Here is a 23,069-nt window from a genome sequence, read left to right as displayed (position 1 = left end):
GGCTCAGGCGGCGACGAACGCCGTGCGCGCGAGCGTGATGCGGCGGTCGACGAGCGGGTAGACGAGATCGACGAGCAGGTTGGCGATGACGAACACGAGGGCGGCGAACACCACGACGATCTGCACGACGGGCACGTCGCGGTTGTTGACGGCGGTCACCACCAGCCGACCGATGCCGAGGCGCGAGAAGACGGTCTCGGTCACGACGGCGCCCGAGAGCAGCCCGCCCACGAGAACGCCGCCCATCGTGAGGGTCGGGATGACGGCGTTGCGCAGCGCGTGGCCGAACTGCACGCGGGCCTCGCCGGCGCCCTTCGCGCGGACGACCTCGACGTAGGGCTGTGCGAGGGTTGAGCGCAGGCTGCGCGAGAGCAGCTGGGCGATGAACGCCCCCGAGGGGATCGCGATCGTCACGGCGGGCAGCACGAGGCTCACGAAGCCGTCGTCGCCCATCGCCGGGAACAGCCGCAGCTGGAACGAGAACGCCTGCAGCAGCAGGAGACCGATCCAGAACACCGGGATGGAGACGCCGATCGGGGGGAGCGAGAACAGCAGGTTGCGCAGCCACGGGGTCCGCGTGAGCGAGGCCGCGAGGGCGAGGACCGCGCCGAGGACGATCGACAGGACGAAGGCGAAGCCGGTCAGGGCGAGCGTCGGAGGCAGCGCCTCACCGAGCAGGTCGGCGGCGGGACGACCGGTCTGCGTCGAGGTGCCGAAGTCGCCGACCAGGGCCCGGCCGAGCGCCGTGAGGTACTGCTCCCACAGGGGCCGGTCGAGCCCGAGCTCGGCGCGAAGCCGCGCCACGAGCTCGGGGTCGACCGCTTCCTGGTCGGCACCGCCGGCGAACAACGCCGCGGCGTCACCGGGCAGCAGATAGAGGACGAGGAACGAGATCGTGTACGCCGCCCAGAGCACGACCAGGCCCTGTCCGACGCGTCGCGCGATGTATGCCAGCCACATGATGATCCGTTCCCCGTCCGTTCGGCGCGCTTACTCGGTGATCCAGGCGTCGTAGAAGTCGAGACGGCTCGACGCCTCGAACGTGAGACCCCGCACCTTCGACGACGCGGTGATGGTGGTCGACAGTTCGTAGATCGGGATGGTGATGCCCTCGGTCACGAGCGCGCGTGCCGCGTCGTCGACGACGGTCTGACGCTGGGCGGCATCCGTGATCGCCGACTGCTCGTCGAGCAGGTCGTCGACGGCGGTGCGTGTGGTGCGCCGGGTGTTGCCGGTCGGGTTGTCGGCCGTGAAGACCGTACGCAGCACGTCGGGGTCGGACCGGGTCAGGTTGCCGTAGACGAAGTCGTAGGTGCCGTCAGCGGATGCCGCCTGCGAGTCGGCGATGCTGGCGAACTTCAGCTGCAGGTCGACGCCGATCTCGCGCAGCTGCTGCTGGACGAGCTCGAGCACCTCCTTGGGCGACTGCCAGTACGTGACGAGGAAGCTGAGCTTCTCGCCGTCCTTCTCGCGGATGCCGTCGGCGCCGACCGTCCATCCGGCCCCGTCGAGCAGGTCGCCCGCGGCATCCGGATCGTACTCGAGCACGTCGCTCAGGTCGGTGAAGTACGGCGTGGAGGAGGCGAGCGGCGACACCGCCGGCTTGTCGTCGGGTCCGAGCAGGGTCGCGGTGATCTCCTCGCGATCGATGCCCTTCTGGATCGCCAGGCGCACGTCGGGGTCGGCGAGCTTGGGGGTCGACTGGTTCGCGTAGAGGTTGTAGACGACGCCGGGGTTGGCGCGGTTCTCGCTCCAGAAGCCGTCGCCCTCGAACAGCACGGCGTCGGTCGCCGAGATGCCGGTGGTCGCGTCGATCTGCCCCGACTGCAGGCTGCCGGTGCGGTTGCCTGCTTCGGGAACGACGACGTACTCGATCGCGTCGAGGTAGGCCTCGCCGGTGTGATCGTTGGTCGAGGGGCCCCAGTCGTAGCCCTCGCGACGCACGAGCGTCGCGCCCTGGTTCGGCGTGTAGTTCTCGACCGAGAACGGGCCCGAGCCGACGTAGTCGCCGAGGCAGCGGTCGGCCTGGCTCACCGCGGCGGTCGCGGGCGAGAGCAGCCCGAGGCTGAACGTCGACGTCGCCTGCAGGAACTGCGCGCTCGGACGCGAGAACGCGATCGTCACGGTGCTGTCGTCGACGACGTCGATGCTCGCGAGATCGGCCAGGTATGACGACCCCAGCGGGGCCTTCGCGCCGAGCGCCTGGATCGCCTCGAAGTTCGTCTTCACCGAGGCGGCGTCGATCGGAGCGCCGTCGGCGTAGGTTGCGCCGTCGCGCAGCGTGAACGTGAAGCTCGTGGCGTCGGCGTTGACCTCGTAGTCCTCGGCGAGCCAGGGCAGGATCTCGCCCGTCTCGGCATCCTGCGTGGTCAGCGACGCGACGGTCTGCCGGGCGATCGCGATCGCGTCGTTGTTCCCGACCTGCTGCGGATCGATGCACTGGCTGTCGACGGAGATCGCGAAGGTCAGCGTGCCGCCCGAGACGGGCTCGCCCGACGGCGAGGGGCTCGCGCCGGCGGTCGTCGAGCTGCAGGCGGACAGGAGTAGGGCACCGGCGGCCGCGCCGACGAGGAGCGCGGTCGGTGCGGTGACGCGGAGCGCACGAGAACGAGTGCGGGCGCGGGAACGGGCGTGGAGGAGAGGCATGCGTCCCAGGCTCGCGACCATCGACGCGGCCCGCGCGCGCCCCCGTCACACAGCGGAAGACCCCGACACCCAGCTTCACACCCCGTCACGCAGCGTCATCCAGCGCAGGGTTATCCCCTCCCGCCTTGCGTTGAGTCGCCAGAAAATGCGGATGCTGACGCCCCCTCATCCGCAATACGTGGCGAGTCGACCTCCGGGGGAGGGGGAGGCGCACCTCAGGCGCGGTGGTGACGGCCGAGCGGCGAGACGAGCGGTGTACCGGATGCCGGGTCGGGGATGACGATCGCGTCGATCCCGAAGACCTCGCGCACGAGGTCCGCGGTGACGATGTCCGACGGCGCTCCCTCGGCGACGATGCGGCCACCCGACATCGCGACGAGATGGTCGGCGTAACGGCACGCGAGTGACAGCTCGTGCAGCACCATCACGACCGTGGTCCCCCGCTCGCGGTTGAGGTCGACGAGGAGGTCGAGCACGTCGATCTGGTGGCTGATGTCGAGGTAGGTCGTCGGCTCGTCCAGCAGCATGAGGTCGGTCTGCTGCGCCAGGGCCATCGCGATCCAGACGCGCTGACGCTGACCGCCCGAGAGCGTGTCGACGGAACGGTCGGCGAGGTCGTCCACCCCCGCCGTGCGCATTGCCGCATCGACGATCGCGTCGTCCTCCGACGCGCGCCGGCGGAGCCAGCTCTGGTGCGGGTACCGCCCGCGGGCGACGAGGTCGGCCACGAGAATCGACTCCGGCGCGACCGGCGACTGCGGCAGCAGTCCCAGCACCCGCGCGACCTCCGCGGTCGGCCGCGAACGGATGTCGGCGCCGTCGAGCAGCACCGCGCCCGCGGTGGGCGTGAGCAGCCGGGCGAGAGCCCGCAGCAGCGTCGACTTCCCGCACGCGTTCGCTCCGACGATCACGGTGATCCGCCCGGGTGGCACGGCGAGCGACAGGCCGTCGACGATCGTGACTCCGTCGTAGCCGAGCGTGATCGCCTCGGCGCTGAGTCGGTGGTCGGCGGTGGTCATCGGGTGCCTCCCGGTCGGGTGGGGTCGGAACGTGTCAGCAGCCAGGCGAGGTAGGGCGCGCCGATCGCTCCCGTCACGACCCCGACGGGAAAGGGGATGCCGGGTACCGCGTACTGCGCGATGAGATCCGCCGCGCTGACGAGGGCGGCGCCGACGGCGGCCGAGGCCACGATTGAGATCGACCCCGGCCCCACGAGGCGCCGCGCGATCTGCGGCGCCATCAGGGCGACGAAGCCGATCGGTCCGCTCGCGCCGACGGCGATCGCAGCGAGGACGACGGCGGCGAGCAGAGCGCCGACGCGCACCCGCTGCACGCGCACGCCCAGCGCCGCGGCGGTCGCGTCGTCGAGCTCCAGCCCCCGCAGACCCCGCGCCTGCAGGCCCAGCAGGGCGAAGACCGCGAGAGCGATGACCCCGCTCGTGCCGACCACCTCCCACGACGAGCCGCCCAGGCTGCCGACGAGCCACGTGTATGCGACGCTCACGTCGCGGATCTCGGCGCGGGTGAGTACGGTTCCGGTCAGCGCCGTCGCGAACGCGGAGAATCCGACGCCGACGAGGATGAGCCTCATGCCGTGCAGCCCGCGGTGCCAGGCGAGGACGCCGATGATCACCGCGGCGACGACCGACCCACCGGCGACGAGACCTGTCAGCGCGATGCCGCTGGCACCCAACCCGAGTACCCCGGCGACACCGACGGCACCGGCCGAAGCTGTGACGCCGAGCACGTCGGGGCTTGCGAGCGGGTTGCGCAGCACCGACTGGAAGACGGCGCCGGCTGCCCCCAGGCAGGCGCCGACGACGACGGCCGCGAGCGCGCGCGGCATCCGCAGCTCCCACACGACGAACGAGACGACCGGCTGGGCTCGGCCGGTGATCGCCTCGATCACTTCCGCCGGTGCGAGCGCGGCCGGCCCGAGCAGCAGCGCGATCCCGAACAGGACGGCCACGACAGCGGCGGCGCTCGCCGAGACGATCGCGACGCGGCGAACGGAGGCCCGACGGAGGGGCCGTGTGATCGCCGCGGGGCCGGTGCCCGTCGCCGTCGTCACAGTCCCACCATCCGTCCGCGCCGCACGAGCGCGATGAAGAAGGGTGCACCGATCGCCGCGACGACGATGCCGACCTGCAGCTCGCCCGGTCGAGCGACGATCCGGGCCACGACGTCTGCCGCGACGAGGAGGATCGCGGCGACCGGCGCTGCGAACAGCAGGATCCACCGGTAGTCCGCACCCACGATGCCGCGGACGACGTGCGGGACGACGAGGCCGACGAACGCGATGGGTCCGGCAACGGCCGTGGCCGCCGCCGCGAGGACGACGAGCACCACCGCGAGCAGCAGGCGTGCGCGGTTCACGCGCAAGCCGAGCGCCGCAGCCGTCTCATCGCCGAGCGCGAAGAGGTTGAGGGTCCGCCCGGCCGACAGGGCGACGACGGCCGCGACGATCAAGACCGGCAGCACCGGGACGAGCACGTCGAGGCCGCGCCCGGCCAGGGCGCCGACCTGCCAGAACCGCATGGCGTCGAGCGCTTCGCGGCTGACGATGAGCACGGCCGAGACGAGTGAGAACAGCGCCGCCGACACGGCTGCTCCCGCGAGCGCGAGCTTGCCGGGGGTCCCGCCGTCGCGTCCCCGCGACGACAGCACCCAGACGACGGCGGCCGCGATCGCGGCGCCGCCGATTGCGAACCAGAGGTACGAGCCGGGGCCCGTGGCTCCGAAGACGGTGATGGCCGTGACGACCGCGAGCGCTGCGCCCTGATTGACACCGAGGATGCCGGGATCGGCGAGTGGGTTGCGGGTCAGCCCCTGGGCGATCGTGCCCGACAGTCCCAGCGCGGCGCCGATGACGATACCGACGATCGTCCGCGGCAGGCGCTTCTCGATGATCGCGATGTGTTCCGGATCGGCGGGGTCATACGCCGTCAGCGCGTGCCAGACGGTGTCGAGCGGAATCTCGGATGTCCCGATCGCGAGGCTCGCGAAGACGACACCCGCGAGCGCGAGGGCGACCGCGGCCCCGGCCCAGACACGCCGACGGGGCAGTGACCGCGAGGAGCGGTCCCTGCCCCGGGAGAGCGCGAGGGTGTCAGCCGACACGCTCGGCGACGGCTGCGAGCTGGGGGACGTACTGGTCGAGCATCCACGGAATCGACAGCACCGTCGGGGCGCTCGAGGCCATGACGAACGATTCGCCGACGATCGGGGCGAAGCGGTCCTGCTGCACCTGCGGCATCGCGGCGACGAGCGGGTCGGCGACGAACGCGTCGACGTCGGCCTGCGTGCCGAAGTACGCCACGAGGACGTCGGACTCCAGAGCGTTCAGGTTCTCGAAGCCCAGCTGGTAGAAGTAGCTGTCGTCGCCGTCGGGGGCGAGTTCCTCGACCGAGGGGGCGACCGTCATCCCCAGCTGCGTCAGCAGTTGCACGCGGGGGTCGTCGTCACGGAAGACGTTGAGGATCTCGGGCTGGTTGTTCGCCCCGTAGGCGAACGACTTCCCTGCGAGCGCGGGATGCTGCGATGCCAGGTCGGCGATGTCCGAGTCGACCTGAGCGACGAGGTCGGCCGCCTCATCCGACATCCCGAGCGCCTGTCCGACGATGGCGGTCTGGTCCTCCCACGAGGTCGCCCAGCGCTGGTCGGGGTAGGCCACGACGGGCGCGACCTTGCTCAGGGCGTCGAACTGCTCCTGTGTCAGGCCCGAGTAGGGGGCGAGGATGACGTCGGGACGGGCCTCGACGAACTCCTCGATGTTCGGCTCGCTCGTGTCGCCGCCGGTGAGGAGGGTCGGCGTCTCGCCCCCGAGCTCGGCGATCGCATCGGCGTCCCACGGGAGCACGCCGTCGACGCCGCCGTAGGCGAAGGCGGGCATCGCGACCGGCACGACGCCGAGCGCGAGCACGGCATCCTGCGCCGACCAGCCCCACGTCGCGACGCGCTCGGGCTTCTCGGGGATCACGGCGTCGCCCAGCGCCGACGTGATCGTGACCGGGAAGGCCCCCGAGGCGTCGCCTGCCGTCGAGGGCGACGCGCTCGTTCCCGACTCAGCGGGCGAGCAGGCGACCAGCCCGGCTCCGGCGATGGCGAGGGCGGCGGCGGCCGCGGCGAGGCGGCCCCCGGAACGGGAGAGAGCGGTGCGCATGCGTGATCCTGAACGCTGGAGGGTGTTCGGCCGGGAGCCCGACCGAACGTTAGGTTACCCTAACCAGCGACACCAGTGCCGCGAGAACAGCCCCGGCCGTGCGGTCGGTCTGGCGGATCGACAGGGCATTCGAGTTCGGGCGCGTGAACGCCCCGCCCTCCGGAAGCGACGTGAAAGGGCCGATCGCGAAGACGGATGCCGCAGGCACGCCGTCCCGCTCCAGCACCCGGCCGTCGGCGTCGGTCAGCACCCGCAGCGCGGAGCCCTGCCGTTCCACGAGCGCGCGGAGCACCGGATTGTCGCTGGCGGCAGCCCCCGGCCCGGGCAGCCACGCGTCGACGAGGCTGCGGGCGACCGTCTCGCCGGGAACACGACGGCTCGACGCGATGAAGCCGCGCCCCGGCTCGACGCGCACGTCGACTCCCGGTCCGAGGAACCGCACGACGCCCGCATCCGCGAGGGCCAAGAGCTCCCGGAGGCGATGCGGGGGCGGGCCGCTGGCGACGTAGCTGAAGAAGGTGTGCCACCGCACCGGCAGCGACACCGTCCGCGAGTGCTCGTTCCATCGTTCCGCAGGGATCTCGGCAAGGGCGAGGAACGACAGCAGCGCGGCGAGGAAGACGCCCTGCGCGGCGCTGCGTTCCGGGGCCGTGCGCAGATGCAGGTCGGTGACGATGTGCTCGCGCACCCGCCCGTGCGCGTCATCGCGGCCCTCGAAGGTCGCGTCGGCGAACGGCCGATCCAGCGACGCGACGTCGAAACGGTCGAGGGGGTCGGGAACCGCCGCCGCGATCGCGTCGAGCAGCGCGGGGTCGTCCCACGCGTGGGAATGCAGCACCGCGCGGAACGACGCCCAGTCACCCACGACGCGGTCGGGGTGCCCCGTGAACAGCTCTCGGTAGTGCCCGTGCAGCAGCTCGCCCGCGATGAGCGGCCACACGTCCGCCTCGAAGTCGACCTCGCCGGGCCGCGCGAGCAGCGCCTCGATGGCCGCCGGCGTCAGCACCTCGCGCTGGGGCGCCTCGCCCCGCAGCGTCGACGACACCTTGGAGCGGTAGGGCACGCCCCGCCGCGACCCGAGATGCAGGCGCGGCTCGCTTCCCGACGGCACGTACTGCAGCCCGTCGCCCTCCTCGAGGAAGCGACCCCCGCGGCCCTGGGTCAGCAGCACGACGAGGTCGACCGCGGCGAGTCCCATGCCCCGGACGATCACGTCCTCGCCCGCCCCGAGGTGCGAGAGGTCGGCATCGGCGGTGAACGCGGGCGGGACGTACTGCAGCCCCGCGCGCCGTGCGGCGTCCGCGAGCTGCGCGGTCGCGGCATCCGGTTCGCGTCCGTTGTGACCGACCGCGTAGACGACCGCGTCGGCCTCGAGTTCGAGACCGCTCGCCAGCGTGACCCGGTTCGCCTCGCTCACCCGCACCACCGTGTCGCGGCGCCAGCGGACGGTGACCCCTGCCGGCGCCTCGGCGATCGTGCGGCGGGAGAACCACTCCAGGTAGTAGCTGTGCAGCCGCCGCGTGGGAAAGCTGTCGCCGCGCAGACCGCGCGCCTCGGCCGCCACCACCTCGTCGTCGATCTCGATGCCCCGTCCGGTCGCGGCCAGCTCGCCGCTGCGCCAGAGTTCGGCCCATTCGATGAGCGAGGGCCCCGGACGGATCGGTCCATCGATCGCGCAGCTGTCGTCGGTGAAGACCGTGACGTCGCGCGCCATCGAGTTGAGCTTCAGCAGCGGCGACTGCGCTCGCCGCCAGATCCGGCCCCCGCCCGGCGGATGCGGGTCGATCAGCTCGACGTGCAGACGTGGCGCGCTGACGGCGCGTGCGTCGGCCGCGCCCGCGGCGATACCGAATCGCGCCACGATCCGCTCGAGGAGCATGATCGCGCGCGGGCCGGCGCCCACGAAGACGAGCCGATGGACGCTCACGCGAACCGCCGCGTCATCGCACCGGCGCAGCGGCGGGCACCGCAGCCGGCAGCCCGAGCAGGTCGCGCAGCGTCGCGCCCTCGTCGTACGAGTCGCGGTACGACCCGCGTTCCTGCAGCAGCGGGACGACACGCGTGGCGAACTCGTCGAGGCCGTGCGGGGTCAGGTGGCCCACGACGGTGAAGCCGTCGGTCGCGCGCTCCTGCACGTAGCGGTCGATCTCGCCCGCGATGTGCTCGGGCGTGCCCACGAACGTGTGCTTCGCCGTCAGCCGGATGACGAGCTCGCGCACGCTCAGCCCCTCGGCCTCCGACAGCTCCCGCAGCGACGCGATGCGCGCTTGCACGGCTCTGTGGCGATTCGCCCAGCCGCGCGCGGTCTCCGAGCCGGTGTCGGGCTCGACGTCGGGCAGCGGACCGTCGGGGTCGTAGTCGCTGAGGTCGCGACCCCACACCTGCTCGAGGTAGGTCAGCGCCTGCTCGGGCCTCACCTGCTGCAGAGCGATCTCACGCGACCGCTCGCGCGCCTCGGCATCCGTGTCGCCGATGACGAAGGTCGCGGCGGGCAGGATCTTCAGCGAGTCCTCGTCGCGACCCCAGGCGGCGAGGCGCCCCTTGACGTCGTCGTAGAACACCCGGGCGGCGTCGAAGTCCTGGTGCAGCGAGAAGATGACCTCCGCGTGCTCGGCCCCGAAGTCGCGCCCGTCGGCGGAGTCGCCGGCCTGCACGATCACGGGGCGCCCCTGCGGCGAGCGGGAGACATCGAAAAGGGCGTCGACGTCGAACTGCGGGCCGGAGTGACGGATGCGGCGCGGCAGCGCCTCGCCCTCGTCCCACGAGTCCCAGAGCTTCTTCGACAGCGCGGCGAACTCCTTTGCGCGCTCGTACCGATCGGCGTGGTCGAGGAACCCGCCGCGGCGGAAGTTCGCGCCGTGGAACGCGTCGGAGCTCGTCACGGCGTTCCATCCGGCGCGGCCCCCCGAGAGGTGGTCGAGCGTCGCGAGCTGGCGGGCGAGCTCGTACGGCTCGTTGAACGTCGTGCTCAGGGTGCCGACCAGGCCGACGTGATCGGTGACCGCGGTGAGCGCCGCCAGGACCGCGAGAGTGTTGGGCCGTCCGAGCACGTCGAGCTCGTGCACGCGGCCCTTGTGCTCGCGCAGCCGCAGGCCTTCGGCGAGGAAGACATAGTCGAAGAAGCCGCGCTCGGCCGTGCGGGCGAAGTACTCGAATGCCGCGAAGTCGATCTGGCTTCCCGAGGCGGCATCGGTCCAGACCGTCGTGCTGTTCACGCCGGGGAAGTGGGCGGCCAGGTGGATCTGGCGGGGCGAACGGCTCACAGGGCGACCTTCTCTCGTGCCGGGGCGGAATCGTGCGTCGGGGCGGCGTACCGGCTGTCGGGCCGCGGCAGGCCGAGCCGGCCCCGCAGGGTGGCCGCGTCGTCGTCGCGCAGCACGCGGGTCGCGCGCAGCAGCGGGGCGAGGCGCTCCGCGATCGCGACGACGTCGTCGGGCTGACGTGCGGGACGCAACCGCACGCCGTCGACGCCGGTCTCGGCGAGGGCGCGGAGGTGCTCGGCGACCTCGGTCGGCGTGCCGGCGACGATGCGCGCGTCGGAGTGGAACTCGGCCCCAGCCAGGTCGTCGAGCCGCGCGAGCGCCTCGCGGGCGGCGGTCGAGGTTTCCTCGATCAGCACGATCACGTCGGCGAACACTCGCAGCCGCTCGCGAGCGCGGCGCAGCTCGGCGGCTGCTCCGTCGAGCTCGGCGAGGATGCCGGTCGCCGCGGCCGCATCGTGGGGTGTGATGAACACGACATCGGCGTGCTCGGCCGCAAGGCGGAACGGCACGGTCTGGTGCGCGAGCACCGAGATGATCGGGCGGCCCTGGGGCGAGCGGGGCACGATCGACGCGCCGGTGATCGAGAAGAACTCGCCCGCGAAGTCGATGTTGTGGATGCGGTCGGCATCGACGAAGCGTCCGCTCGCGGCATCCCGGATGATGGCGTCGTCCTGCCATGAGTCCCAGAGGCGCCCGAGCGCGTCGGCGACCTCGCCCGCCTCGCGGAACCCGGTCTCGAGGTCGATCTCGTCGCGGCGCCCGAAGTTCGCTCGCTCGGCGGCCGAGCCGCCGACGACGAGGCGCACGCCCGCGCGGCCGCGGCTGGCGAAGTCGAGCGTCTGAATGCCGGTGGCCACATGGAACGGCTCGGTGTGCGTCGTCGTGACTGTCGGGATCAGGCCGATCCGATGGGTGAGCGGCGCGAGCGCCGATGCCAGCAGCACCGCGTCGATGCGCCCGTGCAGGCGCCGCGGGTCAGGATCGTTCGGGTCTTCGATGCGATCGGTCAGCGAGAGCGCGTCTTCGATGGTTGCGAAAGCGACGCCCGCCCCGTCGAGGAGACGCACCTGGTCCGCCCAGTGGCGCGGTGTCGTGAGTGACCGCGTCGAGAGGCCGGAATCACGCCATGCGGCGGGGTGCCAGCCGGCCCGCTCGAGGGCGACGGCGAGATGGATGCGGTGAGACATGAGCCCACTGTCGACCTCGGCCCGAGCGGTGCCAAGACCGCGCGTCATCCGGCGACACCTGTCGTAACAGGGGTTCGCGTCGCGGGTTCAGGTCACGAGGTGCGCGGCCGGTAGCGCGTGGCCACGGCTCCCGAACGGAAGGCGGTGTGCTGGACCGGTTCGAGTCCGATCTGCTGATGCAGGCCCGCGAGCAGGGTCGGTCCCCGCCCCGCGATGACGGGCTGCACGAGGAACTCGAACTCGTCGATGAGGCCGAGGTTCGCCAGGGCGGTCGGCAGGGTGACGCCGCCGACCCAGAGCCCGGCGCCCGGCTCGGCCTTCAGCCGCCGCACCGCCGTCTCGAGGTCGCCCGAGATCAGCTCGGCGTTCCAGTCGGGGTCCGCGAGGGTCGACGACACGACGAACTTCCGCGCGCCGTCGATGGCTTCGGCGAACCGGATCTCAGCGGCATCCATCCATTCGGGCCACTCGCCCGAAGCCGGCCGCCGCCAGGCAGCCGCCATCATCTCGTACGTCACCCGGCCGAGGAGCAGTGCATCGACTCCCGCCATCTGCGCCGTCCAGAAGTCCATCGACTCCTCGTCGGGCGGCAGCCCCGCTTCGTGGTGGCAGCAGCCGTCGAGCGTCACGTTGATCGAATACCGGAGAGGTCTCATGTCGCATCCCGCCTGCGGCGGATGACGCCGCGACGCCAGTCTGGACCTGCGGGCATCGATATGCGAGGAGTCCAGGCCAACAGGACGGCGAAGACGACGCGTGTCGCGAGCAGGACCGCCCAGATGGCCTCCGCCGAGCCGGAACGCGTGACCGCGAGCAGCGTCAACCCGGGGCCGGCCACCGCCCCGTACGCGATGACGAGGGCGGGCAGCCCGGCCGCCGTCGACAGCGCGATCTTCCGGTACGAGTAGAGGACGCCTGCCCACGGTTCGATAAGCAGCTGCACGGCCATCATCGCGACGACCAGCCAGCCGAGCTGGTCGAAGACCGGCAGAGCGAGGCGCGAGATCGTGAGCGCCACCGCGATCGCCGCGAGCAGGACGAAGCAGTTCGTCTGGACCGTCGACAGACGCATGGCGTCCGCGCGCTCGCGCGTCGCCGCCGCGAACATGGGCCACGAGATCATGTCCGCCCGCGCGAGCTGGGATCCTCGTACCAGCGCTCCCAGGATCGACGCGACCGACGTCGTGGCCCCCACTGCCGCGACGGCAGCAAGCGGTGAGACGCCGAGCACGACGACGACCGCCGCGACGGCCGCTTTCACGAGCGTCCCGGTGACCGCGGTGATCAGGTTCGTGCCGTCGCGGTGCAGCGCCTGGAACGCTCCGTTGAAGACGAAGCCGATCGGGGTGAGCACCGTCGCCGGGATGGTGGCGATCCAGTAGGCGGCGAAGAACCCGCCCGCGTCCGAGCGGGAGAGCACCGGGCTGAGCAAGGCGATCGCGATCGATGCGAGCAGCAGGAGCATCGCTGCCCCGACGGCCCCCGTCAGCTCGCCCTGGAGGGAGCGTCCCGCCGTGCGTGCACGAATGGTGGTGACCACGAAACCAGATGCCACGACCGTCACGATCGCGGCGGTCGAACCGCCCAGGCCGATCGCCGCCTGCACGTCGTCGGAGTAGGCCGTCGCCATGATCAGCAGGATGACGACGCTGCCGATCCCCGGCAGGAACATCGCGGATGCCGCCAGCGCGGCACGCCCCAGATAGTCGCGCCTCACGAACTCGATACTGTCAGTGACCCGATGGATTCAGACAGCGGTGGAAACTGGTCCGCCGATTCCGGCATCTTCTCGCTGTCTGGCGCTGCGCAAGCTCGTCACTCGCTGACCGGCACGACGATCGGCAGCTCGCGCACCGGCACCAGCACGATGTCCTGCACCTTCCAGTCGAGCTCGACGCAGCCTTCGCGCGCCGCCTCCAGCTCACCGAGGCTCGGCATCCGCCCGTCCCGCGGCACGACGAACGACTCGACGTGGAACACATGGCCCTCGTCGCGCACCCGGCTGCCCGCGGCCGACACCCACGGCAGGCCGGCGAGGTACGCGTCGATCTCGCCCGCGAGAGGATGCGGCTCGGCGTCGTCGAAGGTCGTCGCCCGCGCATCCATGAGGTCGACGATCGCGGCCCGCAGGTTCTTCAGCCCGTCGCGCAGAATGCCCGCCGCGATGAACAGCGCCGCCGCCGAGTCGAGCCACCAGAGGCCGAGACCGATGCCGGTGACGCCGACGATCGAGCCGACGGCCGTCATCCAGTCGGCCTTGTTCATATCGGCATCCGCGTAGAGCACCTTGTTGTGCAGCTCGCGCGCCAGCTTGAGCTTCGCGCGCCCGAGGAGGACGGGCGGCACGGCGGTCATCGCCATGACGCCGATCATGAGCCACCCGAGCCAGATCGACGCGCCGAACAGCTCGACCGTCCCGATCGTCGGGTGCTCGCCGCTCAGCAGCCCGATCGCCGACTCGACGATCAGGTAGGTGCCCATCGTGGTCAAGGCGACGGCCGCCACCAGGTGGCCGACCCCGACCGAGCGGTGATAGCCGTACGGATGCTTGAGCGTCGGCCGGCGCCGGTTGACCCGGATCGCGATGAGGAAAGCCAGCGGCGGGATGAACGACAGCAGATCCTCGATCCACGCCGCCTTCATCGCCTGGGAATTGCCGAGCACGAGGAAGACGAGGGTCACCGTCACCGCGAGGAATCCGATCGTGACCCATTCGAGCCGCACGGCGCGACGCAGCACCTCGACCTGACGCTGCGGCAGCTCCGTCTGCCCGAATCGCACCTCCGACCGGTTCACAGCTCGCCCGCCTTCGCCCGCTCCGAGAGGAAGGTCTCGAGGCGCGAGAGGAACGCGTTCTCGCCGAGCGGCACGAGCATGACGACCTTGAGCGTGCTGCCGTCCTTCGCCGTGGCCTCGGCATACGGGCGCGTGACTCCCGCCTTGTCGGTCCAGGGCGTCTGGTCGGTGATGCCGCCCGCGATGAGGTCCAGCCCGCCGTCCTCGAGTTCGCGCACCAGTGCCTCCTCCGAGCCGACCGTCCATTCCACGTCGGCGTCGAGCGAGTCGGCGAACGCTCGGATCGCATCGGGCTCGCTGCCCTGCGGTTCGTCGCCGTCGACCTGCACCCATTCACCGTCGGGGGAGACCCCGGCCCGCAGTGTGCCGCCCTCGACCGTGGCGAGCGTGCCCGACGGGTCGGTGGGGATCGACAGCCCGCACCCCGTGAGCGCGAACGACGATGTCAGCAGCAACAGGACCGCGCCGACCGCTGCGGCGAGCCGGTGGTGCATGAGACCCTCCTCCGTGCGCGTTCGATCGATACATCCGATCTGCGTCATCACCCTGGCGTGCGCGCCGCGATCTCCGTAAGGGGGTTGCGTCCGTGTCGATAGGATGGGGTGCAATCCCTCCTCGACAGAAAGGGAGATCCGCATGCCGGGAATCGTCATCGTCGGCGTCCAGTGGGGCGACGAGGGCAAGGGCAAGGCCACCGACCTGTTGGGCGACCGCACCGACTGGGTCGTCAAGTTCAACGGCGGCAACAACGCCGGGCACACCGTCGTCATCGGTGACGAGAAGTATGCCCTGCACCTGCTGCCGAGCGGCATCCTCTCGCCGGGCGTCAACGCCGTCATCGGCAACGGCGTCGTCGTCGACCTCGAGGTGCTGTTCGCCGAGCTCGAGGCGCTGTCGGCGCGCGGGCTCGACATCTCCCGGCTCAAGGTGAGCGCCAACGCGCACCTCATCACGCAATATCACCGCACGCTCGACAAGGTGACCGAGCGCTTCCTCGGCAAGCGTCAGATCGGCACCACCGGCCGCGGCATCGGGCCGGCCTACGCCGACAAGATCAACCGCGTCGGCATCCGCGTGCAGGACCTGTTCGACGAGAACATCCTGCGGCAGAAGGTCGAGGGCGCCCTCGACCAGAAGAACCACCTGCTGGTCAAGGTCTTCAACCGTCGCGCGATCACCGCCGACGAGATCGTCGAAGACCTGCTCTCGTACGCCGATCGCCTGCGTCCGATGGTCTGCGACACCGGCCTGCTGCTGAGCGAGGCGCTCGACAACGGCGACGTGGTCGTCTTCGAGGGAGGGCAGGCCACCATGCTCGACGTCGACCACGGCACGTACCCCTTCGTCACCTCGTCGTCGGCCACCGCCGGTGGCGCCGCGACCGGATCGGGCGTCGGCCCCAATCGCCTCGACCGCATCGTCGGCATCGTCAAGGCGTACACGACGCGCGTCGGCTCCGGTCCGTTCCCGACCGAGCTGTTCGACGAGAACGGCGACTTCCTCCGCTCGCGCGGCTTCGAGTTCGGCACGACGACCGGCCGCCCCCGCCGCGTCGGCTGGTACGACGCCCCGATCACGCGCTACGCGACGCGCATCAACGGCATCACCGACCTGGTGCTCACGAAGCTCGACATCCTCACGGGCCTCGACCGCATCCCGGTCTGCGTCGCCTACGACGTCGACGGCCAGCGATTCGACGAGGTGCCGGTCAACCAGTCCGACTTCCACCACGCCAAGCCGGTCCTCGAGTACTTCCCCGGGTGGAAGGAGGACATCTCGACGGCTCGCACGTTCGACGATCTCCCCACCGCGGCCCAGGAGTACGTCCTGGCGCTCGAGAAGATGAGCGGCACGCGCATCTCGGTGATCGGCGTCGGGCCCGCCCGCGACGCCGTGATCGTCCGCCACGACCTCGTCGACTGACGTGCGGCTGCTGCTCGGCGGCTACACCGCCGACATGGGCGGCGAGGCCGCGGGCATCGGCCTGCTGCACGCCGGCGATCCCGACGGCGCCACCGCCGACGGTCAGCTCTCGCTGCGGCCCGAGGTCGTCGCCGCGTCGTCGCCGTCGTGGGTGGCCCGCCATCCGCGCCGGGATGTCGTCTACGCCGCGCTCGAGTTCCGCGGCGAGGTGCAGGCCTACCGGCGCACCGGCCCCGACGCGTGGGCGCCGCTCGGGCGTCCCGTCCCGGCGGGCGAGGCCGTGTGCCACGTGGCCGTCGCGCCCGACGGAGCATCGCTCATCGCGAGCTGCTGGAGCGACGGACGTGTCGTCCGCATGAGCCTCGACGACGCCGGCATCCCGTCGGCTCCGGTGATCGCGCCAGCGGCCGTCGACCCGTACGGACCCGACGCCTCCGCCGAGCCGGCCGCAGAAGACCTCGACCTCGCCGCCGCCGCGCGGGCGCTTCGAGAGGCGGCCGGACCCGAGTTCGCGCACCTGGTGCCCGGCTCAGACGTGCCGGCGCCGCCGCATCCCGGTCCCGATCAGGATGCCGAGGCCGCACGCCCCTCGCGCTCGCACCAGGCGCGACACCTTTCGGGCGGTCTGATCGTGACGACCGACATGGGTCTCGACCTCGTGCGGTTCTGGCGTGACAACCCGAGGGGGCTCCGGCTCGTCCAGCAGGTCGCCCTGCCGCTCGGGAGCGGCCCCCGTCACACCCTCTGGCACCCGAGCGGCCACCTGTACGTGCTCACAGAGCTCTCTCGCGAGGTGTTCGTGCTGGGCGCCGACCGCGCCGGTGAATGGCGGATGCTGTCGGCGACGGGCCTCCTCGGAGCCCTCGACGACGACACGGCGGCCGAGATCGCCATGACACCCGACGGCGAGACCGTTTACGCGGGCGTCCGCGGCAGCAACACCCTCGGGGTGCTCCGCGTCCGCGGTGCCGGTGATCGACTCGAGCAGCTCGCGCTCGTCGATGCGGGGGTCGATTGGCCGCGCCACCACGTGGTCGTGCGCGACACCCTGCTCGTCGCGGGACAGCTCTCGAGCGAGGTGGTCTCGATGACGCGCGACCCGCGCACCGGGGTTCCCGGCCGCGTGCGCCATCGTGTAGCGGCCCCGAGCCCGACCTGCATCCTGCCGGTCGCGTGATCGCGTGCCCCCACCGCGGGGCTCAGTGCGGCAGCTTCTTCGCGTCCTGACGCGGGATGACGATCTGGTTGATGATGAGCAGGATCGACGCCGTGACCGGGATCGCGACGAGCGCGCCCAGCAGGCCTAGCAGGGTGCCGCCGACGAGCGCTCCGATGACCACGAGCGACCCCGGGACCGACACCGTCCGGTTCATGACGCGCGGCGTCAGGACGTATGCCTCGACCTGCATGTAGAGCAGGTAGGCCGCGGCGAAGATGATCGCCGGCAGTGGGGCGGTCGGGTTCGTCAGCAGCGTGATGACCGAGGCGCCCACCCAGAAGATCACGGTTCCGACGAGCGGGATGAGCGTGATCGCGAATGCGAGCACGGCCATCAGCGCCGCGAACGGAACCCCGAGGATCGTCAGCAGAATGAACGCGAAGGTCGCGTTCATGAGCGCGAGTACCACCATGCCCGAGAGGTAGCCACCGATCGACTCGGTGATCTGCCGGGTCATGTCGGCGACGGTCGCGCGCGAACGCGCGGGCGAGATGCGAACGAGCGCGTTCTTCATGCGGGGCAGCGATGCGAGGAAGTACAGGCTCAGCACCAGCACGATGATCGAACCCGAGATGGCCGTGACGACGTTCACGCCGACCTGCAGCAGACCCCCGCCGATCGCCGCGATGTTCGACGGGTTGGTCACGAAGCTCTGCACCTCGTTGAGCACGTCGCTCAGGCTGTCGCCGAAGGTGCTCTCCAGCCAGCGCACGGTGTCGCTGCGCAACATGTCGTTGACGATCGACGGCACGTCCTTCGCGAACTGTTCGACCTGGAGGACGACCGGCGGCAGGACGACCCACAGGATGCCGGCGATGATGAGCGCGAGCGCGGCGAACGTGATGACGATGCCCCAGGCGCGCGGGATGCCGCGCCGCACGAGGAACCGCACCACGGGGTCGAGCGCCAGGGCGACGAACAGTGCGATCGCGACGTAGATGAGAACCGTCGACAGGCTGGAGACCGCCAGCCCCAGGACGATCGCCGCGAGGGCTCCCAGCGCCAGGAAGAAGCCGGCCGCGAACGGCCGGGACAGCGCGCCCCAGATGGGCTGATCACGCGTGGCCGGCCCGGCCACCGGAGCGGAGGGCGCCGCGGGAGCTGGGCTGTTCGAGCGAGGCTTCGTCATGGTCACACTCTAGGCGCGGGGTTCACGGCTCGCGGTGGGGTCGCGAGCGCCTGCGGAGCAGATAGGGTCGGCGAGGGAAGGAGCCACCATGACCGACGCCACGACCGAACTCCACCGACTGCGGGCGAGCATCGACAACATCGACGCCGCGCTCGTCTTCATGCTGGCCGAGCGGTTCCGCTGCACGAAGCAGGTCGGTGAGCTCAAGGCGACTCACGGCATGCCCGCCTCCGACCCCGGCCGGGAGGAGCGGCAGATCGCTCGCCTGCGGCGTCTCGCCGAAGAGGCCGACCTCGACCCCGAGTTCGCCCAGAAGTGGTTCGGGTTCGTCGTCGCCGAGGTCATCCGGCATCACCGCATCGCGGCCGAGGACATCGCGGACTGAGGCTCAGTCGCTTCGACGACACCTGCGCGTGCGCGCGCGAATATCGGAATGGCCGATCAGAGGTCAAATCCCGAATCCGATTTGCGACTGACCCCCGAACGTGAAACGTTGGATGAGGCCCGCCGCGGGCCACTACCCGACCAGTCCGCGGTCGCTGGTGGCAACCCTGGGGGTGCCAGACCGGCGAACGTATGGTCGGCGGCCTGTGCTCGTGGATCCGACATCCGCAGCCGAGACGCCGTCGCGAGACGCGCGCCAGGAGGTCGCCACCCGGGCGTAACCGATGCAGCCTGCACCGGCTGCCGAGGTGACCTGTGACCAGTCCGTCTTCTCCGGGGGAAGCGACTTCCCCCGCTCTGGAAGCCAAGAATCTGTACAAGGTCTTCGGGCGCAACCCGAAGTCCGTCGTCGAGAAGCTGCGGGCCGGAGCCCAGCGCAACGAGATCGCCGACGCCGGGACCGCCGCCGTCATCGACGCCTCCTTCACTGTCCAGCCCGGTGAGATCTTCGTCATCATGGGCCTCTCCGGCTCGGGCAAGTCGACTCTGATCCGCATGCTCAACGGGCTGCACGACGCCACCGCCGGAACGATCACGGTGAAGGGCGACTCGATCACCGACGTCGCCCCCGCTCGCCTGCGCAGCATCCGTCGAGAGCGCATCGCGATGGTCTTCCAGCACTTCGCGCTGCTTCCCCATCGCAGCGTCGCCGCGAACGTCGCCTACCCGCTCGAACTGCGCGGCGTCGGCAAGGTCGAGCGCCTCGCGAAGGCCGAGGAGATCCTCGCGCTCGTCGGGCTCGAAGGCTGGGGCGACAAGTTGCCGTCCGCCCTCTCCGGCGGGATGCAGCAGCGTGTCGGCATCGCTCGCGCGCTCGCCGCCGACAGCGACATCCTGCTCATGGACGAGGCGTTCAGCGCACTCGACCCGCTCATCCGCCGCGAGATGCAGGAGCAGCTGCTCGAACTGCAGCAGAAGCTTCAGAAGACGATCATCTTCATCACGCACGACCTCAACGAGGCCATGTTCCTCGGCGACCGCATCGCGGTCATGCGTGACGGCCGCATCGTGCAGATCGGCACGCCCGAAGACATCCTCACCGACCCGGCCAACGACTACGTCGAGCAGTTCGTGCAGGACGTCGACCGTGCCCGTGTGCTGACGGCCGCGAACGTCATGGAGCGGCCGCGTCCCGTCGTCGCCGAGTCCGCCGGACCGCGCGTCGCCCTCAAGCAGATGCGGGATGCCTTCATGTCGGCCGCCTACGTCGTGGGCCGCGACCGCAAGCTGCTGGGTGTCGTCACCGACCGCGACGCCGTCAAGCTCGTCCGCCGCGGCGAGTCGGCGCTGTCGTCGGTCATCAAGCCCGCGCCGCAGACCGTGAGCCAGGACGAGGTCCTCATGAACCTCTTCGTCCCGGCCGTCGAGTCGCCGCTGCCGCTCGCCGTCACCGATGCGGACGGGCGCCTCGTCGGCGTCATCCCCCGCATCACCCTGCTCGCCGCCCTCGGCCCCGGCCCCGGCGCGACGGAGGAGATCACGATCCCGCTGCAGCCGATGCCGCAGGCCGCGATCGACGAGGTGCTCGCGGAGGCGACCGCCGTCGACGGCGCCGCTCTCCAGAACGGGGAGGTGCGCTGATGGATGGTTTCCGCATTCCGCTCGGCCAGTGGGCCGAGGTCGCGGTCGACTGGATCCGCGACAACGTCTCGTGGCTGCTCGGCGCGATCTCCACCGCCGTCGGCTGGCTCGTCGGCTCGCTCGCCGACCTGCTGCTGAGCGCCCCGATCGTCGTCGTCATCGTCGTCGCAGCACTGCTCGGCTGGTTCCTGCGGTCGTGGAAGTTCGCGATCGGCACCGCGATCTCGTTCGCGATCATCCTCGGCGTCGGACAGTGGGTCACCGCGATGCAGACGCTCGCGCTCGTCGTCATCGCGACGGTCATCGCCGTCGTCATCGCTGTGCCACTCGGCATCCTCGCCGCCCGCAGCGACCGCTTCAGCGCGGTGATCAAGCCCGTGCTCGACCTCATGCAGGCGATGCCCGGGTTCGTGTACCTGATCCCCGCGATCGTGTTCTTCAGCATCGGCTTCGTACCGGGTCTGGTCGCGACCGTGATCTTCGCGCTTCCCCCGGGCGTGCGCCTGACCGAGCTCGGTATCCGCAGCGTCGATTCCGAGACGGTCGAGGCCGGGCACGCATTCGGCGCCACGCCGGGGCAGATCCTGCGCGGCGTGCAGCTGCCGCTCGCCATGCCGACGATCATGACCGGCGTCAACCAGGTGATCATGCTCGCGCTCTCGATGGCCGTCATCGCCGGTATCGCCGGTGCGCCCGGGCTCGGCAAGGAGATCGTCCAGGCGATGTCGACCGTCAACATCGGCACCGGTGTCGAGGCGGGCCTCAGCGTCGTCATCCTCGCGATCTACCTCGATCGCCTGACCTCCGCCCTCGGCGACATGAAGGGCCAGAAGGGGTCGATCCTCGGCGTGATCGGCCGTCGCCGGACAGCCGCGGCCGCCGCCACTGCCGCGGAGAAGCGCGAGCTCGCCCCCGCCGCCTGACCCCGCGGCATCCGAACGTATCCTCCCTGCACCACCCATACGGAACGAAATGAATCCATACGGAAGGCACACGATGAACAAGCGACACCTCACCGGGATCGTGGCGCTCGGCGCCGCGGCATCCCTCGCCCTGGCCGGCTGCGCGAGCGGTAACCAGGCCGAAGGCGGCTCTGGCGAGAACGGCGACAGCAAGGGAACCATCACGCTGGGCTACCTGCCCTCGTGGACCGACGGCCTCAGCACCGCGTACCTGCTCGAGAACCAGCTCGAGCAGCTCGGCTACACCGTCGAGATGCAGGAGCTCACCGAGGCGGGCCCGCTCTACGCCGGTCTCGCGCAGGGCGACGTCGACATCTACCCGTCGGCCTGGCCCGAGCTCACCCACGCCTCGTACATGGAGCGCTACGGCGACCAGATCGACGACCTCGGCGCGTACTACGACAACGCCAAGCTCACGATCGCGGTGCCCGAGTACGTCGACATCACCTCGATCGAGGACCTCGCCGCCAACGCCGACCGCTTCGGCGGCCAGATCTACGGCATCGAGCCGGGCGCGGGTCTGACCAAGCAGACGCAGGAGTCGATGATCCCCGAGTACGGCCTCGACGGCACGTACGAGCTCGTCACCTCGTCGACCGCGGCGATGCTCACCGAGCTCGACACCGCGATCGCGGCGCAGCGCGACATCGTCGTGACCTCGTGGCGTCCGTTCTGGGCCAACGAACGCTACGGCCTCAAGGACCTCGAAGACCCGCGCGGTGCGATGGGCGACACCGAGGCGCTGCACTTCCTCGCCACGTCCGGCTTCGCCGACGAGCACCCCGAGGCGGCTGAGCTGATCGGAAAGATCAAGCTGGACGACGAGCAGTACGCGGCGCTCGAGGACATGGTCGTCAACCAGTACGGCGAGGGCAAGGAAGCCGAGGCGATCACCGCCTGGCTCGAGGAGTACGGCAGCCAGGTCGACGGCCTCCAGACCAGCTGATCCCGTCTGACGGACAACGAAACCCCCCGGGGCCTCCCCGGGGGGTTTCGTGCGTCAGGATGCCGTCGGCGGCAGCTGCAGGGCAGCTTTCTCGGCCAGACGCTCCATCGCGGCATCCGACACCGCGATGAGCCCGTCGAGCTCGGCTCGCACGCGCTCGTACGCCGTTCGGCGCTCGGCGGGCGTGGCAGCTTCGTCCACCGCGACGTTGAGCAGACGCTTGGCCGTGTCGAGTCGGCGGCGCTCCGGCTCGCTGAAGGCCCGATCGCGCTGACGGCGGGCGTCGCGTTCCGCGACGTCGAAGGCGACCTCGGCGTCGGTGAGCGCATCGCGGTAGGCCGTCAGGTCGGCGGAACCGATGCGCGCCGACGTCGTCGGTGGGCGCAGGCCGTCAGCGACCTTCTTCGCGCGCAGGAACGCGGCGGTGAGCGGTTGCCGTCCGTCGCTCATGGCCGGGAAGGCGATGAGCTTCGCGACATCGAGTTCGTACTCGAGCCAGCGGTGCGTCAGGTCGTCATGGGCGTCGAAGAGCTGTTGCAGGCGAGCGCCGGTGCTCAGCTGTTCGTCATCCGCGGCGACCGGCGACGCGTCGCCGGCTCGGACGGCACCGGAGCGCACGATGCTCTTCGCCTCGGCCTTGGCGCGGATGATCTCGAGACGGCGCTTGTGCCGTCGCCGCGCGGACTGTTCGAGAGCCTTCGCCGCGCCGCCGGCTGCGGGTCCGATGATGAAGATCAGCCACCAGTAGTTGCCGGCGAACTGCCACAGTCCGGACCAGAATCCATCCACACCGCCATGCTAGCCCCGGGGC

The 23,069-nt window shown here is 70.8% G+C and carries 21 protein-coding genes; 6 read left to right on the top strand and 15 right to left on the bottom strand.

What is annotated here, in order from left to right; translation table 11 throughout:
• Positions 1 to 3 precede the first annotated feature (3 nt).
• The 13 genes from ACLBWJ_RS08625 to ACLBWJ_RS08565 form a co-directional block, all read right to left on the bottom strand.
• On the bottom strand, positions 4 to 960 hold the full coding sequence (locus tag ACLBWJ_RS08625; RefSeq protein ID WP_447660127.1) for an ABC transporter permease: 957 nt from the start codon (positions 958 to 960) through the stop codon (positions 4 to 6).
• A 30-nt stretch (positions 961 to 990) separates the two neighbouring features.
• Positions 991 to 2,646, bottom strand: a complete 1,656-nt coding sequence (locus tag ACLBWJ_RS08620) for an ABC transporter substrate-binding protein (protein WP_447660126.1) — start codon at positions 2,644 to 2,646, stop codon at positions 991 to 993.
• Positions 2,647 to 2,861: 215 nt separating this feature from the next.
• Positions 2,862 to 3,665, bottom strand: coding sequence for an ABC transporter ATP-binding protein (locus tag ACLBWJ_RS08615; protein WP_447660125.1), 804 nt, complete (start codon positions 3,663 to 3,665; stop codon positions 2,862 to 2,864).
• A complete protein-coding gene (locus ACLBWJ_RS08610; RefSeq protein ID WP_447660124.1) occupies positions 3,662 to 4,717 on the bottom strand; it encodes a FecCD family ABC transporter permease in 1,056 nt (351 codons plus the stop codon). Before ACLBWJ_RS08610 ends, ACLBWJ_RS08615 begins: the two co-directional genes overlap by 4 nt.
• On the bottom strand, positions 4,714 to 5,766 hold the full coding sequence (locus tag ACLBWJ_RS08605) for a FecCD family ABC transporter permease (protein ID WP_447660123.1): 1,053 nt from the start codon (positions 5,764 to 5,766) through the stop codon (positions 4,714 to 4,716). Before ACLBWJ_RS08605 ends, ACLBWJ_RS08610 begins: the two co-directional genes overlap by 4 nt.
• On the bottom strand, positions 5,756 to 6,808 hold the full coding sequence (locus tag ACLBWJ_RS08600; protein ID WP_274178062.1) for an iron-siderophore ABC transporter substrate-binding protein: 1,053 nt from the start codon (positions 6,806 to 6,808) through the stop codon (positions 5,756 to 5,758). Before ACLBWJ_RS08600 ends, ACLBWJ_RS08605 begins: the two co-directional genes overlap by 11 nt.
• Positions 6,809 to 6,857: 49 nt before the next feature.
• Positions 6,858 to 8,735 carry an FAD/NAD(P)-binding protein gene (locus ACLBWJ_RS08595; protein WP_447660122.1) on the bottom strand — a complete coding sequence of 626 codons (1,878 nt, stop codon included), beginning with the start codon at positions 8,733 to 8,735 and terminating at the stop codon, positions 6,858 to 6,860.
• A gap of 13 nt (positions 8,736 to 8,748) precedes the next feature.
• Positions 8,749 to 10,071, bottom strand: a complete 1,323-nt coding sequence (locus ACLBWJ_RS08590; protein ID WP_447660121.1) for an NtaA/DmoA family FMN-dependent monooxygenase — start codon at positions 10,069 to 10,071, stop codon at positions 8,749 to 8,751.
• Positions 10,068 to 11,258: an LLM class flavin-dependent oxidoreductase gene (locus tag ACLBWJ_RS08585; RefSeq protein WP_447660120.1), complete on the bottom strand. Its 1,191-nt coding sequence runs from the start codon at positions 11,256 to 11,258 to the stop codon at positions 10,068 to 10,070. The genes ACLBWJ_RS08590 and ACLBWJ_RS08585 overlap by 4 nt, the downstream gene beginning before the upstream one ends.
• 92 nt (positions 11,259 to 11,350) lie before the next feature.
• Complete coding sequence (locus tag ACLBWJ_RS08580; protein ID WP_447660119.1) at positions 11,351 to 11,914, bottom strand: dihydrofolate reductase family protein; 564 nt, start codon at positions 11,912 to 11,914, stop codon at positions 11,351 to 11,353.
• Positions 11,911 to 12,975, bottom strand: coding sequence for a hypothetical protein (locus tag ACLBWJ_RS08575; RefSeq protein ID WP_447660118.1), 1,065 nt, complete (start codon positions 12,973 to 12,975; stop codon positions 11,911 to 11,913). The genes ACLBWJ_RS08580 and ACLBWJ_RS08575 overlap by 4 nt, the downstream gene beginning before the upstream one ends.
• Positions 12,976 to 13,073: 98 nt before the next feature.
• Positions 13,074 to 14,054 carry a cation diffusion facilitator family transporter gene (locus ACLBWJ_RS08570; protein WP_354451640.1) on the bottom strand — a complete coding sequence of 327 codons (981 nt, stop codon included), beginning with the start codon at positions 14,052 to 14,054 and terminating at the stop codon, positions 13,074 to 13,076.
• Positions 14,051 to 14,548, bottom strand: a complete 498-nt coding sequence (locus tag ACLBWJ_RS08565; RefSeq protein WP_274178069.1) for a transporter substrate-binding domain-containing protein — start codon at positions 14,546 to 14,548, stop codon at positions 14,051 to 14,053. Before ACLBWJ_RS08565 ends, ACLBWJ_RS08570 begins: the two co-directional genes overlap by 4 nt.
• 142 nt (positions 14,549 to 14,690) lie before the next feature.
• Between ACLBWJ_RS08565 and ACLBWJ_RS08560 the strand changes: the two genes are divergently transcribed.
• Positions 14,691 to 15,977 (top strand): adenylosuccinate synthase, encoded by a 1,287-nt coding sequence (locus ACLBWJ_RS08560; protein WP_354451638.1) that lies wholly within the window; start codon positions 14,691 to 14,693, stop codon positions 15,975 to 15,977.
• A gap of 1 nt (position 15,978) precedes the next feature.
• On the top strand, positions 15,979 to 17,154 hold the full coding sequence (locus ACLBWJ_RS08555; protein WP_447660117.1) for a lactonase family protein: 1,176 nt from the start codon (positions 15,979 to 15,981) through the stop codon (positions 17,152 to 17,154).
• Positions 17,155 to 17,176: 22 nt separating this feature from the next.
• Here ACLBWJ_RS08555 and ACLBWJ_RS08550 read toward each other — a convergent pair whose 3' ends face one another.
• A complete protein-coding gene (locus ACLBWJ_RS08550; RefSeq protein ID WP_447660116.1) occupies positions 17,177 to 18,325 on the bottom strand; it encodes an AI-2E family transporter in 1,149 nt (382 codons plus the stop codon).
• 88 nt (positions 18,326 to 18,413) lie between these two features.
• Between ACLBWJ_RS08550 and ACLBWJ_RS08545 the strand changes: the two genes are divergently transcribed.
• The 4 genes from ACLBWJ_RS08545 (at position 18,414) to ACLBWJ_RS08530 (ending at position 22,258) form a co-directional block, all read left to right on the top strand.
• Positions 18,414 to 18,710 (top strand): chorismate mutase, encoded by a 297-nt coding sequence (locus tag ACLBWJ_RS08545; RefSeq protein WP_023953263.1) that lies wholly within the window; start codon positions 18,414 to 18,416, stop codon positions 18,708 to 18,710.
• 314 nt (positions 18,711 to 19,024) lie between these two features.
• On the top strand, positions 19,025 to 20,350 hold the full coding sequence (locus ACLBWJ_RS08540; protein WP_447660115.1) for a quaternary amine ABC transporter ATP-binding protein: 1,326 nt from the start codon (positions 19,025 to 19,027) through the stop codon (positions 20,348 to 20,350).
• A complete protein-coding gene (locus ACLBWJ_RS08535; RefSeq protein ID WP_114588893.1) occupies positions 20,350 to 21,273 on the top strand; it encodes an ABC transporter permease in 924 nt (307 codons plus the stop codon). Before ACLBWJ_RS08540 ends, ACLBWJ_RS08535 begins: the two co-directional genes overlap by 1 nt.
• Before the next feature lie 73 nt (positions 21,274 to 21,346).
• Complete coding sequence (locus ACLBWJ_RS08530) at positions 21,347 to 22,258, top strand: glycine betaine ABC transporter substrate-binding protein (RefSeq protein ID WP_120263833.1); 912 nt, start codon at positions 21,347 to 21,349, stop codon at positions 22,256 to 22,258.
• Positions 22,259 to 22,312: 54 nt separating this feature from the next.
• Here the strand turns inward: ACLBWJ_RS08530 and ACLBWJ_RS08525 are convergent, their stop codons facing one another.
• Positions 22,313 to 23,047: a hypothetical protein gene (locus ACLBWJ_RS08525; RefSeq protein WP_274178074.1), complete on the bottom strand. Its 735-nt coding sequence runs from the start codon at positions 23,045 to 23,047 to the stop codon at positions 22,313 to 22,315.
• Positions 23,048 to 23,069 lie beyond the last annotated feature (22 nt).

Source organism: Microbacterium sp. M4A5_1d (assembly GCF_053345465.1).
This window is presented reverse-complemented; position numbering and strand designations above follow the sequence as displayed.